Origin of the sequence: Amycolatopsis rifamycinica, assembly GCF_000695625.1 — a bacterium.
Classification (GTDB): domain Bacteria; phylum Actinomycetota; class Actinomycetes; order Mycobacteriales; family Pseudonocardiaceae; genus Amycolatopsis; species Amycolatopsis rifamycinica.
On the sequence record NZ_JMQI01000071.1, the window covers coordinates 1 to 13,088 of the forward strand.

A 13,088-nucleotide genomic window follows, 5' to 3' on the forward strand; every position below is an offset into this window, starting at 1 on the left:
GCACCCGCCTCACCACTCACGACGGGTCAGGCGTTGCCGTCGAAGAGGGACGTCACCGAGCCGTCTTCGAAGACCTGCTGGATGGCCTCGGCCAGCATCGGCGCGATCGACAGCACCGTCAGCCCCGGGAAGCGCTTCTCCTCGGGGATCGGCAGTGAGTTCGTCACGATGACCTCGCGCGCCTTGCACTCCGAAAGCCGCTGGGTGGCCGGGTCGGACAGGATGCCGTGGGTCGTCGCGATGACGACGTCGGCCGCGCCCTCGTCGATCAGCGCCTCCGTGGCCTTCACGATCGTGCCGCCGGTGTCGATCATGTCGTCGATCAGCACGCAGAGCTTGCCCTCGACCTTGCCGACCACGCGGTTGGCGATCGCCTGGTTGGGCTTGTCCGGGTCGCGCGTCTTGTGGATGAACGCGATCGGGCGGTCGCCCAGCGTCTGCGCCCACTTCTCGGCCAGCCGCACGCGGCCCGAGTCCGGCGAGACGACCGTGATGTCGGCGTCGCCGTAGGTCTTCTTGATGTGTTCGGCCAGCACGGTCTGCGCCATCAGGTGGTCGACCGGTCCGTCGAAGAAGCCCTGGATCTGCGCGGTGTGCAGGTCGACCGTCATGATCCGGTCGGCGCCCGCGGTCTTGAACAGGTCCGCGATCAGCCGCGCCGAGATCGGCTCGCGGCCCTTGTGCTTCTTGTCCTGGCGCGCGTACGGGTAGAACGGCATCACGACGGTGATCCGCTTCGCGCTCGCCCGCTTGAGCGCGTCCACCATGATCAGCTGCTCCATCACGAACTCGTTGATGGGCGTGGTGTGCGCCTGGATGACGAAGGCGTCGGTGCCGCGGACGGACTCCTCGAACCGGACGAACAGCTCGCCGTTGGCGAACGTGTGCGCCGTCTGCGGGGTGATCGTCACGTTGAGGTGCTGGGCGACTTCTTCGGCGAGCTCCTGGTGCGCGCGTCCGGAGAAGAGCATCAAGTTCTTCTTCGGCGTCCCTTGCTTCGGACTCATGCTGGTGACTCCCCGTCGGTTCCTGCTGCTGAATCGGCGTCGAGGGCGGCCTGGGCCGCCTCGGCCGCGGGCGTACCCGGCCGGCGCCGGATCGCCCAGCCTTCGATGTTGCGCTGCGGCGGCGCCGACACCGCGAGTGTGCCTGGCGGGACGTCTTCGCGGATCACGGCACCCGCACCACTGTAAGCGCCGTCACCGATGTGCACCGGGGCGACGAAGGTGTTGTCCGCACCCAACCGGACATACGACCCGATAACGGTCCGGTGCTTGTTCACCCCGTCGTAGTTCACGAACACGCTGGAGCACCCGATGTTGCTGTGCTCACCGATCGTGGCGTCACCCACGTAGGTCAGGTGCGGCACCTTCGTGCCGGCACCGATGTCGGCGGACTTCGTCTCGACGAACGCGCCCAGCTTCGCCTTGACGCCCAGCTTCGTGCCCGGCCGCAGGTAGGTGAACGGGCCGACGTTGACGCCGTCGCCGAGTTCCGAGTCCGAGCCGTGCACGCGGACCACCGAGGCGCCCGCGCCGATGGTGACGTTCGTCAGCGTGCTGTCCGGCCCGACCGTGCTGCCTTCGCCGACCGACGTCGTGCCCTTGAGCTGGACACCGGGCTCGATGACGACGTCGCGGGAGAGGGTCACGCCGGCGTCGATCCAGGTCGTGGCCGGGTCGACGACCGTGACGCCCTCGCGCTGCCAGCGCTGCACGATCCGGCGGTTGAGCTCGGCGCCGAGCGCCGACAGCTGCACGCGGTCGTTGACGCCTTCGGTCAGCCACGGGTCGTCGACGACCAGCGCGCCGACGTGCAGCCCGTCGCCGTTCGCGATGCCGAGCACGTCGGTGAGGTAGAGCTCGCCCTGGGCGTTGTCGGTCGAGAGGCGCGAAAGGCCGTCGCGCAGCACCGCCGCGTCGAAGGCGTAGACACCCGAGTTGATCTCGGTGATCCCGGCCTGTTCGGGGGTGGCGTCCTTGTGCTCGACGATCCCGGTGACCTTGCCGTCGCTGTCGCGCACGATCCGGCCGTAGCCGGTCGGGTCGGCGACCACGGAGGTGAGGACGGTGACCGCGTTCTTCGCCTCGGTGTGCTCGTCGAGCAGCGCGCCGAGGGTGGCGGTGTCGAGCAGCGGGACGTCGCCGTAGCTGACGATCACGGTGCCGGTGAGGTCGGCGGGCAGCGTCGCGAGCGCGCAGGACACGGCGTGGCCGGTGCCCTTCTGCTGGTCCTGCACCGCGGTGCCGACCGGGAGGCCGAGGGCGGTCCCGACCCCCGCGAGGTGCTCGCCGACCAGTTCGCGGCCGTGGCCGACGACCACGACGAGGTGTTCGGGGTGCAGGCCGGCGGCGGCCCGGACGGCGTGCTCGACCAGGGGCCGCCCGGCGATCGGGTGCAGCACCTTCGGCGTCGTGGAACGCATGCGGGTGCCCTCACCCGCGGCGAGGATCAACGTGCTCAGCGGGCCGGTCAACGGCGCTCCCAACGGTTACCACAAGATGGCTTCTGTCGGGCACTGATCCTAACTGTGCTCTTCGGCGTCCCACGCGGGGTCGGTGGGAGGTGCCTCGCTCGCCCAGGCCGCGGCGGGGTCGGCGGCCATGGAGTTCGCCGACGCGACCTGGTTGCCGCCGCCGCGTTTGGCCTGGTACATGGCCGCGTCCGCGCGCGCGAGCACCTGCTCGCCCCGCTCCTGCGGCCGCAACGACACGAGTCCGATCGACAGCGTGACGCCGTGCGAGAGGTGGTGGGGCAGGTTCGAGACGGACTTCACCGCGCGCCCGAGCGCCATCTTCGCCGCGGACGCCGGTGTGCCCGGCAACAGGACGATGAACTCGTCGCCGCCGTAGCGTGCCACCAGGTCGTCGCCGCGCAACGCGTCACGAAGCGTGCTCGCCACGACACGCAGCACGTTGTCGCCTTCGGCGTGCGACTGCTTGTCGTTGACGCCCTTGAAGCCGTCGAGGTCGACCAGGGCGACGGCCAGCGGCTGCGCGTCGGCCGACGACGCCAGCTGGCGCAGCTTCTCGTCCAGCGCGCGCCGGTTCGGCAGGCCGGTGAGCGGGTCCTGCAGGGCCTGCTGGGTGATCGCGCCGTGCTCGGCGGACAGCCGTTCGTGCTCGCGGCGGGCGTTCAGCGTGGCGATCTGCGACTCGCGCAGGCTCCACATCTCCGACTCCAGCCGCCGCGCGTAGTCGATCAGCGACTCGCTCGCGCCGGACGCGTAGTCCGGGCTCGTGTCGAGCCGGGCCAGCTCGCGGGCGATGTTCAGCCGCATCGACGGCTGCGAGGTGTCGTCCGAGATGGACTGGCGGGTCTCGCGCAGGACCGCGAGGGCCTCGTCGCGCCGGCCCTCCTTGTCCAGGCAGCGGGCCAGCGCGATCGCGACGATCTCCCGGTCGTGCCCGAAAGCACGCTCGTTGTAGAGGTTCTGCAGCCGCTCGATGTGCTCGGCGCCCGGCTGGTTCAACGCCGGCGCGGCGGCCAGCACGCCGACCTGGTCGATCGCCTTGACGTCGGCCCGGCGCGGGAACAGCGACTCGGCGAACGGGCCTTCGGCGGCCTGCCCCATCGACGCGGCGGTGCGGAACTTCTCGGCGCTCTCGTCGTACTCGTCGATGCGCTCCAGCCGCAGGCCCCAGCCGAGCAGCATCTTGATCCGGTTGATCAGCTGCAGGGCGATGTCGTGCGGGCTCGCGCTCTCGCGGATCGCCGCGGCGGCCCGGCCGATCGCCTCCTCGGCCGCTTCGTAGACGCCGAGCTGGTTGAGCACCAGCCAGCAGTCGATGAGCGTCGAGGAGAGCAGCCGGTTCCAGTTCCGCAGGCCGACCTGCCGGTCCGGGATGGCGGAGTCGTCCAGGATGGCCAGCGCCCTGGCGATCTCGGTGAGCGCGGCGTCCTCCTGCGCGGCGATCACCAGCCGCCGCCCGCGCAGCGCGTGCGCGTCCGCCCGCAGCAGGGCGATGCCGTGCCGCCGGGTGTGCGCGAGCATCTCGTCGAGCCGGGGTTCGGCCTCCGCGGCCAGGCCCTTGGTGGCCAGCCGGGCGAGGGCCGACGAGCGCAGCAGCTGGGCCACGAGCAGGGGCTCACCCCGCCGCTGGGTCTCGTCGAGCAGCTCGTCCATCATCGCGACGATCTCGAGCTGCTGGGTGTACTCGTGCCGCTGGACCGCGGCGATCAGCTCCCGCGCGCGCCCGACCAGCCAGGCGTCGGACATCTCGGCCAGCGCGGGTCGCCTGGCCGTCACCGGATCGGTCGCCTCGTCGGTCAGCGCCAACCTCCCGGTGTCGTGGGTTTCCGGTTCCTTCTGCTGCTCCGCCGCCAGGATTCGAACCTGAACTGTCAGAACCAAAATCTGAAGTGCTGCCGATTACACTACGGCGGATCGAACCTGGTCAGGATAGCGACGATCGGGTGTCGTCCGCGCGGGGGATGCGTTAGGCGCCGGTCTGCCGGGTACTCAGGTGTGAGTTCGGGCTCTCCCCAGGCGCCCGAACCTCCTGTACCGTAACTTACGGCATCGTAGGTTAGGGCGCCCTTACGAGAAGGCGTGCCCGTGTAGGAAGAAGTGAAGCGTATGACGGCCACGCTCGACCGCTCCCAGCCCACCGGGGAGCCCCCGGCCCCCAAGGGGCCCAAACCTGTCATCGACGGCAAGCGCGGAATCGGCGTGCAGCTGTCGGTCTACTTCGGGGTGATCGCACCGCTCGTGGCCCTCCTGGCCGCGGTGCCGTTCGCGTGGGGCTGGGGACTGAGCTGGGTCGACGTCGGCATCTTCGTGGTGTTCTACGCGATCAGCGGGCTCGGCATCACCGTGTCGTACCACCGCTACTTCACGCACGGCTCGTTCAAGGCCAAGCAGTGGCTGCGCGTGCTCATGGCCATCGCGGGCAGCATCGCCCTGCAGGGCCCGGTGATCACCTGGGTCGCCGACCACCGCCGCCACCACGCGTTCTCGGACCGCGACGGCGACCCGCACTCGCCGTGGGCGTTCGGCACCTCGCCGTGGGCCATCGCGAAGGGCTTCTGGCACGCCCACATGGGCTGGCTGTTCGAGCGCGACACGACCAACGCCGAGCGCTTCGCGCCGGACCTGGTGAAGGACCCGGCCATCAAGAAGGTCGACGACCTGTTCTGGCTGTGGGCCCTGGTCAGCCTGCTGCTGCCGGCGCTGCTGGGCGGGCTGATCTCGTGGTCGCTGTGGGGCGCGGTGACGGCGTTCTTCTGGGCCGGACTGGTCCGCATCTGCGTGCTGCACCACGTGACGTGGTCGGTCAACTCGATCTGCCACATGATCGGCGAGCGCCCGTTCGCCGCCCGCGACAAGTCCGCGAACTTCTGGCCGCTGGCGATCTTCTCGTTCGGCGAGTCGTGGCACAACCTGCACCACGCGGACCCGACGTCGGCGCGCCACGGCGTCAAGCGGGGCCAGATCGACATCTCCGCGCGGCTGATCTGGATCTTCGAGAAGTTCGGCTGGGTGCACGACGTCCGCTGGCCGACGCCGCAGCGCCTGGCCCGAATCGCCACCGAAAAGGGCTAGTCAACTAGGCTGCCCCGATGGCGGGGAGACGACGTTCGAAGCGCGAGCAGCAGGTCACCGGGGCGCGTCCGGCCGCCCCGGTGGCCCGCGTGCGGATGACCGGGACGGAGCGGCGGCAGCAGCTGCTGAACGTGGCGCGGGCCCTGTTCGCCGAGAAGGGTTTCGACGGCACGTCGATCGAGGAGATCGCCCACCGCGCCAACGTGTCGAAACCGGTGGTGTACGAGCACTTCGGCGGCAAAGAAGGCATCTACGCGGTCGTCGTCGACCGGGAAACGCAGCTGCTGCTCGACCGGATGGTCTCGACGCTGCACGGCGGTCACCCGCGGGTGATGCTGGAACAGGCGGCGATCGCGCTGCTGTCCTACGTCGAGGACTCCCACGACGGCTTCCGCATCCTGGTGCGCGATTCCCCGGTGGCGAGTTCGACGGGGACGTTTTCCACGGTGCTCAACGACATCGCGAGCCAGGTGGAGCACATCCTGGCCCAGCAGTTCGGTTCCCTCGGCTACGACGAGAAGCTGGCCGCGCTGTACGCGCAGGCGTTGGTGGGCATGGTGGCGCTGACCGGCCAGTGGTGGCTGGACGCGCGCAAGCCCAAGCGCGACGAGGTGGCGGCGCACCTGGTCAACCTGGCGTGGAACGGGTTGTCGCACCTGGAGCACAAGCCGAAGCTGCGGCTGGGCTGAAAACGGCTCGACGGCCCTGCCACAGTAGTGGGTATGGCCGATTTCGGTGACCTGCGGCTGATGCAGGGTCTGGCGCAGCGGATCACCGCCACCCACCCGGAGCTGGTGAACAGCGACGCGTCGTTCGGCGAGCTGGCCTGGAACTGGGGCCGGACCGGCGGCGACGGCGAGCGCCGGCTGTGGTTCGCGGACGGGGAACTCGTCGCGTGGGGCCGGGCCGAGCTGCCGCGCCGGGTGCGGCGCGACGACGGGTCGGTCAAGGACATCACCGGCGCGTACCTGGCGTACCAGGTGGATCCCGGGCACGCGGAGCTGGTCGACGACGTGATCGGCTGGTGCGAAAAGACGGCGGCGGGCGTCGAGCGCACGGTGCTGCCGGCGGCGGCCGACGCGCACGGCTTGCGGCGCTGGGCGGCGCACGGCTACGAACCCGACGCGCCCGACGCGTGGTCGCAGCTCAACGAGCGCGAACTCACCGATGTCGAGCAGCCGGCGCTGCCGGCCGGATTCTCCTTCCGCACCGCTTCGGAGGTTCCGCCGGAAGCGGTGGTGCAGGCGCACGTGGACGCGTGGACACCGACGTCGTACACGGTGGCGTCGTACTTCGGCGTACGGCAGGCGCCGGGCTACCGCGGCGACCTGCACGTCCTGGTGGAGGCGCCGGACGGAACGATGGCGTGCTCGGCGATCCTGTGGCTCGACGAGGTGAACGCGACGGTCGAGTTCGAGCCGGTCGGCACGCACCCGGCCTACCGGCGCCGGGGGCTGGCGCGCGCGATGTTGCTGCACGGGATGCACCTGGCCGCGGCCGCGGGCGCCCGGCACGCGACGGTCGCCTGCATGGGCGAGCCCGCACCGGCGCGGGAGTTGTACTACAGCGTGGGGTTCCGGGCGTTTTCGCGGGACGCGCCGCTGATCAAGCGCGGGTGACGCGGGCGGCAGCGGTGACGCCGAGGCCGGCCTGGCCGCCGGAACCGCCCGTCACCGCAGCCGGCCGGTTTCGTGGAGGTGGTCGAAGATGAGCTGGTCCACCGCGGAAACCCGGCCGCGGTCGGCGTGTTCGAGCCAGGCGATCTCTTCGATCTCGCTGCTCGCCTCAAGGGTGCCTCGGTACCCGGCGGTGTAGCAGGTCATCCGCACCAGCGTGCCCGCCGGATGGCCGTCCGCCTGCGCCTCGAACGTTCCCGCCGCGGCGATCGACTCCGGCACGATCGCCACGTCGAGCTCTTCGCGGATTTCGCGGACCAGCGTGTCGTGGTCGGTCTCGCCGGGCTCGCGCTTGCCGCCGGGGAGGTAGTAGACCTCCTTGCCGCGCGAACGCGTGCTGAGGATCCGGCCGTCCCGCAGGTGGAGCCAGGCGATCTTGTCGATCACCGCAGCTTGCCGGTTTCGTGGAGGTGGTCGAAGACCAGCTGGGCCACCAGCGAAACCCGCGGCCGGTCCGCGTAGCCGAGCCAGGCGATCTCCTCGATCTCCGCGCAGGCCCTCGGTGTTCCCCGGTAGTCCGCCGAGTAGGCCGTCGTGTGGACGAGCGTGCCCTCCGCGTGGCCGTGGGCCTGGCCCTCGAACTTGCCCGCCGGGGTGATCGTCGCCGCGTCGATCTCCACCCCGAGTTCCTCGCGGATCTCGCGGATCAGCGTCTCGGCGTCGGTTTCGCCCGGCTCGCGTTTGCCGCCCGGCGGGTAGAACTTGTCCTTGCCGCGCGAACGAGCGGCCAGGATGCGGCCGTCCCGCACCCGGATCCAGGCGACCTTGTCGATCTCGCTCATCCTCCGATCGTAGGCACTAGGGTCGGGTTCATGGCGAACAACAGGGAAATCGTGGTGACGGGCGGCGGTACGGGCATCGGCTACGCCGTGGCGGCGGCCTTCGCCCGGGCCGGCGAGCGCGTCACGATCACCGGGCGCCGGGAGAAGGTGCTCACCGAAGCCGCGACGCTCGCGGGCGCGCGGCCCGTCGTGTTCGACGCCGCCGATCCCGCGGCGGTCGAAGCCGCACTGGCGGAGTTGCCGGACCGTGTCGACGTTCTCGTCAACAACGCCGGGGGCAACACGGACTTCTCCGAGGGCGGCGGGGAAACCGGGCTCGCCGGCTTCGCGGCCGCGTTCGAGCGGAACCTGCGGTCCAATGTGGTCAGTGCCGCGCTGGTGACGCACGCGCTGCGCGAGCGCCTCGCCGACGGCGCGCGGATCATCACTATCGGGTCGATCGCCGCGCACACCGGCGCCGGGTCCTACGGTGCCGCGAAAGCCGCGGTCGAAGGCTGGAACGTGAGCGTGGCCCGGGAGTTCGGCCCGCGCGGGATCACCGCGAACGTCGTCGCGCCGGGCCTGATCGGGGAGACCGAGTTCTTCCACGGGCAGCTGAGCGACCAGCGGCGCGAGTGGCTGATCGGCAACACGATGAACAAGCGTCCCGGAACGCCGGACGACGTCGTCGCCGTGGTGACGTTCCTGGCGAGCCCGGCCGCCGGGCACGTGACCGGGCAGGTGCTGCACGTCAACGGCGGGGCTTACCTGGGCAGATAAGGGTGCACATCGGCCGTTCGGCCGATGTGCGCGCCCGGCCCGGCCCGGTTGTCCGCCGGATGGCCAAAACAGACCGGCTCATCGGGCGATACCCGCGGTCGACCTCCGCAATAGCTTCGGATTCCTCACTCGTCCGGCGGAGGTGGTCCGTTGCTCAAGCAACTCGGCAACGTCAAGGTGCGCGTGGCCATCGCCGCGGTCGTCGTGGTCGGGGGCGTACTCACCGCCTTCGCGCTCAACAGCGGCTCCGGAAGCGACAACTGGCGCGCCCAGTGCGTTTCGGCGCCGGCCGGTCCGGCGGGCAAGCAGGCGAGCGCCGTCGCCGAAGCCCGGCAAGCGCTGCTGAGCAAGGGGAAGGACCCGCGTCTCGGCATCGCCATCGTCGACCTGGACGCCTGCGCGGTCGAGACGAGCTGGAAGGCCGACCAGCCCCAGCCGACGGCGTCCGTGGTGAAGCTGCTCATCGCCCTCGACCTGATCGACCGCGCCGGAGTGCCCTCCGGCAGCGAAGCGACGGCCGTCCGGACCATGCTTTCGGCCAGCGACGACCGCGTCGCCAGCCGCCTGTGGCAGCAGAACGGCGGAGCGGAGATCGTCCGGCGGCAGGTCGCGAAGCTGGGGCTGGCGCACACCACGCCGCCGGCCGACGCCGGCCAGTGGGGCTCCACCCGGATGTCGCCCACCGACGTCGTCACGGTGTACCGGTACATCACCGCGAAACTGTCCGAAGAAGAACGCGGGTTCGTCACCGAGGCGATGGAGAACGCGCCGCGCACCGCCGTCGACGGCTTCGACCAGCACTTCGGGATCCCGAGCGCCTTCCCGGGCGCGCACTGGGCAGTGAAGCAGGGCTGGGGCAGCTCGGAGGCCCGGCGGGTGCTCAACACCACGGGGCTGGTCCGGACCGCGTCCGGCTTCTACGCGGTCGCCGTGATGGCGTCCTGGAGCGAAACCATCGGCTGGCCCACCGCCACCACGGCACTGACCACGGCCATCGGCACGCTGAAGGCCTCGCTCAAGGCAGGCAAGGCCTGAAGTGGATGCCGGCCCCCGGGTCGCCAGGTCGGCGACGGCGCCCGGGGACCGGCGCGGTGCTGTCGCGGGAACGCTCTCTTCGGCCGCGTCCAACACGCGTCGGGGGGAGGGCGGAAACTTCTGCTGCACACCATGTTCCGCAATCCCCCGCCCCGGCGGAAGTGCCCACGGCACCCGGTGGCCGTGCTTTTCACATGATCAGGCGGGCGTGACCTTCAGCAGCTTGTCGTCCGTTCCGTCCGACGTGGTCACGTACAGGGCGCCGTCCGGGCCGCTGCGGGCCGCGCGCAGGCGGCCGAACTTGTCGTCGAACTCCGGGGGCAGGGTCACGTCGAGGACCTTGCCCGCCTCGTCCAAGTGGTACAGCAGCAGCTTCTGGCCCTTCAGCGCCACCACGACGAGCGCGCCGTCGTTCGCTCCCCACTGTGCGCCGGTCAGGAAGGCGTTGCCGCTGATCGCCTCGGTGATTTCGCCGGACGTCCACAGTGGACTGACCGCGTCCGGGAACCGCTTGAGGTCGGTCATCGGGACGCTCTCGTCGTAGCCGGACTCCGTGCCGCCCTTCGACGGGTCCCAGCCGTAGTTGGCGCCCGGCTTGAGCAGGTTGACCTCGTCGTCGAACGTCGGGCCGTGCTCGGCGGTGATCACTTGGCCGCTGCCCGGGCGGATCGCCACGCCCTGGACGTTGCGGTGGCCGTAGGTGTAGATCAGCTGCTCGCGCCGGTCGCTCGCGTTGATGAACGGGTTGTCCGGCAACGGGTTCCCGGTCTTCGCGTCGAGCCGCAGCACCTTGCCGCCGAGGGAGTGGCGGTCCTGGGCGATCGACGCGCGTGCGGTGTCGCCGGTGCCGACGAGCAGCGCGCCGTCCGGGGCGAACGTCGGGCGGCAGCCGGAGTGGCGTCCGCTCGGGTTCACCGGCAGCCCGGTGAGCAGGTCCTTCACCTTCGTCGCGCTCCCGCCGTCGGCGGCCAGCTTCCACGTGACCAGCCGGATGTCGACGGCCTTGCCGCCTTCCTGGTGGTCCTGGCAGGTGATGAACTCGCGGCTGGTCGCGAAGTCCGGGCTGACGACCATGCCGAGCAGCCCGCCCTCGCCCTTGACCAGGACGTCGGAGAAGTCGGCGCGCACCTCCGCCGCCCGCCCGCCCCGGACGAGCGCGAGCTTGCCGGGCCGCTGCGGCACGAGGATGCCGCCGTCGGGCAGGAAGCCGACGTCCCAGCCGTGCTCCAGCCCGGCGGTCACCGTCTCGACCTTGAAGCCCCCGCTCGCGGCGGCCGGGGTGGGCGCCGGCGGGACGCTCTGCACCGGCTCGCTCGCCGCTCCCGAGCAGCCCATGACCAGCAGGAACAGGACACTGATGAGACCCAGCGCACACCGCATGGGCTCATCCTGCCATCAAGCGGTGAAATCGCCGTTCGCCGCCGCGCGGGTGAGGAACTCCAGATCACCCTAACCGGGGAGGAGTGCCGCTGCCGACGTTGCTGGTGGTGTGAAGCCGTTCCGCGGTCTCGGCGTCCGCGGGCAGGAACGTCTCCAGCTTCAGCTCCGACACGGTCACGTCCGCCGCCGTCGCGAAGGTGGTGATCGCCGTGATCAGCCGCAGCTCGCCGATCGACGTGGCCAGGCGGACCGGGACCGCGAACCCCAGGTGCTCCGGGCCCGGCGCGGTGGCCGGCGGCAGGTACCCCGTCAGCTCGGCGAGCTGGGCGGCCAGCCGTTCGTCCGGCGTGCGGGCCAGGTCGTTGCGGAGGCGTTCGAGGATGTGCCGCGCCCAGTCGTCGAGGTTGGCCACGCGCGGGGCCACCCCGCGGGGATGCAACGCCAGCCGCAACGTGTCCACCGGTTCGCGCAGCAGCTCCGGCCCGACGCCCTCGGTGAGCAGCCCGAACCCGTCGTTCGCCGCGACCAGCACGCCGTAGCGGTCGACGACGATCGCCGGGTAGGGGCGGTGGCCGTCGAGCAGCCGCCGCAGGCCGTCGAGGACCGGGCGGATCGCCGGGTCGTCGAGCCGCGTCTCGGGGTACGTCGGCGCGTAGCCGGCCGCGTGCAGCAGGCCGTTGCGCTCGCGCAGGGGGAGTTCGAGGGATTCGGCGACCCGCAGGACCATGCCGCGGCCGGGCACCGAACGCCCGCTCTCCATGAAGCTGACGTGCCGCTGGGTCGTGCCCGCGCGCAGGGCCAGGTCGAGCTGGCTGATCCGCCGCCGGGTGCGCCAGTCCTTGAGCGCCGTTCCGAAGTCCACGGGTCCATCCTGCTCGGCCGGTCCATTCCCCGCGGGGAATTGAGGGCATACCCGGGTGCGGCGAAGCTTCGCCCATGACGAACTACGGCTTGGTCATCCCGACCTACCAGCCCATCCTCGACGCCGGGCGGACCGCGCCCGAGCTGGTCACCACGGCCGTCGCCGCGGAAGAGCTCCGCCTCGACTCGGTCTGGGTCGGCGACACCCTCGCGCGGGCGCCCCTGGACGCGCTCGCGGTGCTGTCCGCCTTCGCCGCCCAGACCTCCCGGGTGACGCTGGGGACGTCCGCGCTGCTCCCGGCCCTGCGCAACCCCATCCTGACGGCGAACCAGCTGCTTTCGATCGACCTGCTGAGTGCCGGCCGCCTCACGGTGGCCGTCGGCGCCGGGTTCGCCGGGCGCAGCGAGCCGGAGTTCGCGTTCGCGGGCGTGCCGTGGGAGCGCCGCCGGGCCCGCCTGGACGACATCGTGGCGCTCTGGCGCGCGGCCTGGAGCGGCGAGAAGTCCTTCCACGGCACGGTCCTGCACCACGACTCGCTGCCGGTGTTCCCGGCGCCCGCTCGCCCCGGCGGGCCACCGGTGTGGCTGGCGGCGTACACGCCGGGCGCGCTGGAGCGCGTCGCCCGGTTGTACGACGGCTGGCTGCCGTACCCGCCGGACCCGGCGGATTACGGCACCGGCCTGGCCCGGATCCGCGCTTCGTCGTCCCGGCCGGTGACCCCGGCGCTGTTCGCGACGGTCCTGGTGGAGGACGACGCCGACCGCGGGCAGGTGCTGCTGGAGGAGTACTGCCAGAGCAACTACGGGCGCCCGGCGGCGTTCGTCCAGGGGATCCAGATGCAGGTGAGCGGCAGTGCCGCGGAGGTGGCCGCGCGGCTGCGCGAGTACGAAGGCGTGGAGCACTTCCTGCTGCGTATCGCGAGCACGGACCCGAAGGTGTTCGACGAGCAGCTGCCCCGTGTGGCCGAGGTCGTGGACCTGCTGCGCTGTTGACCACCCGCTCGGGGCGCGGACCAGCCGTGATCGGAAACCTGTCGGGGGTGGCACGTA

The 13,088-nt window shown here is 71.1% G+C and carries 13 protein-coding genes and 1 tRNA gene; 6 read left to right on the forward strand and 8 right to left on the reverse strand.

The window, feature by feature from the left end:
• Nucleotides 1–26: 26 nt before the first annotated feature.
• The 4 genes from DV20_RS34410 to DV20_RS34425 all read right to left on the reverse strand — a co-directional run bounded on the left by DV20_RS34410 (nucleotide 27) and on the right by DV20_RS34425 (nucleotide 4,387).
• Nucleotides 27–1,007, reverse strand: a complete 981-nt coding sequence (locus DV20_RS34410; protein WP_043787398.1) for a ribose-phosphate diphosphokinase — start codon at nucleotides 1,005–1,007, stop codon at nucleotides 27–29.
• Nucleotides 1,004–2,476 carry a bifunctional UDP-N-acetylglucosamine diphosphorylase/glucosamine-1-phosphate N-acetyltransferase GlmU gene (glmU, locus tag DV20_RS34415; protein WP_043787400.1) on the reverse strand — a complete coding sequence of 491 codons (1,473 nt, stop codon included), beginning with the start codon at nucleotides 2,474–2,476 and terminating at the stop codon, nucleotides 1,004–1,006. The genes DV20_RS34410 and glmU overlap by 4 nt, the downstream gene beginning before the upstream one ends.
• Nucleotides 2,477–2,524: 48 nt before the next feature.
• The gene (locus DV20_RS34420; RefSeq protein ID WP_043787402.1) at nucleotides 2,525–4,279 is read right to left on the reverse strand and encodes a GGDEF domain-containing protein; all 1,755 of its coding nucleotides are present in this window, start codon (nucleotides 4,277–4,279) and stop codon (nucleotides 2,525–2,527) included.
• A gap of 36 nt (nucleotides 4,280–4,315) precedes the next feature.
• Nucleotides 4,316–4,387: transfer RNA gene (locus DV20_RS34425), tRNA-Gln, on the reverse strand.
• Between the two features lie 192 nt (nucleotides 4,388–4,579).
• On the opposite strand from DV20_RS34425, the gene DV20_RS34430 reads away from it, so the two are divergent.
• The 3 genes from DV20_RS34430 (at nucleotide 4,580) to DV20_RS34440 (ending at nucleotide 7,164) form a co-directional block, all read left to right on the forward strand.
• A complete protein-coding gene (locus tag DV20_RS34430; protein ID WP_043787404.1) occupies nucleotides 4,580–5,545 on the forward strand; it encodes an acyl-CoA desaturase in 966 nt (321 codons plus the stop codon).
• 95 nt (nucleotides 5,546–5,640) lie between these two features.
• Entirely contained in the window at nucleotides 5,641–6,234 is a 594-nt protein-coding gene (locus DV20_RS34435; RefSeq protein ID WP_043787405.1) for a TetR/AcrR family transcriptional regulator, read from the forward strand.
• 33 nt (nucleotides 6,235–6,267) lie between these two features.
• The gene (locus DV20_RS34440; protein WP_043787406.1) at nucleotides 6,268–7,164 is read left to right on the forward strand and encodes a GNAT family N-acetyltransferase; all 897 of its coding nucleotides are present in this window, start codon (nucleotides 6,268–6,270) and stop codon (nucleotides 7,162–7,164) included.
• A 51-nt stretch (nucleotides 7,165–7,215) separates the two neighbouring features.
• Here the strand turns inward: DV20_RS34440 and DV20_RS34445 are convergent, their stop codons facing one another.
• Nucleotides 7,216–7,608, reverse strand: coding sequence for an NUDIX hydrolase (locus DV20_RS34445; RefSeq protein WP_043787408.1), 393 nt, complete (start codon nucleotides 7,606–7,608; stop codon nucleotides 7,216–7,218).
• A complete protein-coding gene (locus DV20_RS34450; protein WP_043787409.1) occupies nucleotides 7,605–8,003 on the reverse strand; it encodes an NUDIX hydrolase in 399 nt (132 codons plus the stop codon). Before DV20_RS34450 ends, DV20_RS34445 begins: the two co-directional genes overlap by 4 nt.
• Before the next feature lie 30 nt (nucleotides 8,004–8,033).
• Here DV20_RS34450 and DV20_RS34455 point away from each other — a divergent pair, with 30 nt between their 5' ends.
• A complete protein-coding gene (locus DV20_RS34455; RefSeq protein WP_043787410.1) occupies nucleotides 8,034–8,762 on the forward strand; it encodes an SDR family NAD(P)-dependent oxidoreductase in 729 nt (242 codons plus the stop codon).
• A 150-nt stretch (nucleotides 8,763–8,912) separates the two neighbouring features.
• Complete coding sequence (locus DV20_RS34460) at nucleotides 8,913–9,797, forward strand: serine hydrolase (RefSeq protein WP_043787411.1); 885 nt, start codon at nucleotides 8,913–8,915, stop codon at nucleotides 9,795–9,797.
• A gap of 198 nt (nucleotides 9,798–9,995) precedes the next feature.
• On the opposite strand, the gene DV20_RS34465 is transcribed toward DV20_RS34460, so the two are convergent.
• Both DV20_RS34465 and DV20_RS34470 read right to left on the reverse strand, forming a co-directional pair.
• On the reverse strand, nucleotides 9,996–11,177 hold the full coding sequence (locus DV20_RS34465) for a PQQ-dependent sugar dehydrogenase (RefSeq protein ID WP_043787412.1): 1,182 nt from the start codon (nucleotides 11,175–11,177) through the stop codon (nucleotides 9,996–9,998).
• Nucleotides 11,178–11,241: 64 nt separating this feature from the next.
• Nucleotides 11,242–12,039: a helix-turn-helix transcriptional regulator gene (locus DV20_RS34470; protein ID WP_043787413.1), complete on the reverse strand. Its 798-nt coding sequence runs from the start codon at nucleotides 12,037–12,039 to the stop codon at nucleotides 11,242–11,244.
• Between the two features lie 74 nt (nucleotides 12,040–12,113).
• On the opposite strand from DV20_RS34470, the gene DV20_RS34475 reads away from it, so the two are divergent.
• A complete protein-coding gene (locus DV20_RS34475; RefSeq protein ID WP_043787414.1) occupies nucleotides 12,114–13,031 on the forward strand; it encodes an LLM class flavin-dependent oxidoreductase in 918 nt (305 codons plus the stop codon).
• Nucleotides 13,032–13,088 lie beyond the last annotated feature (57 nt).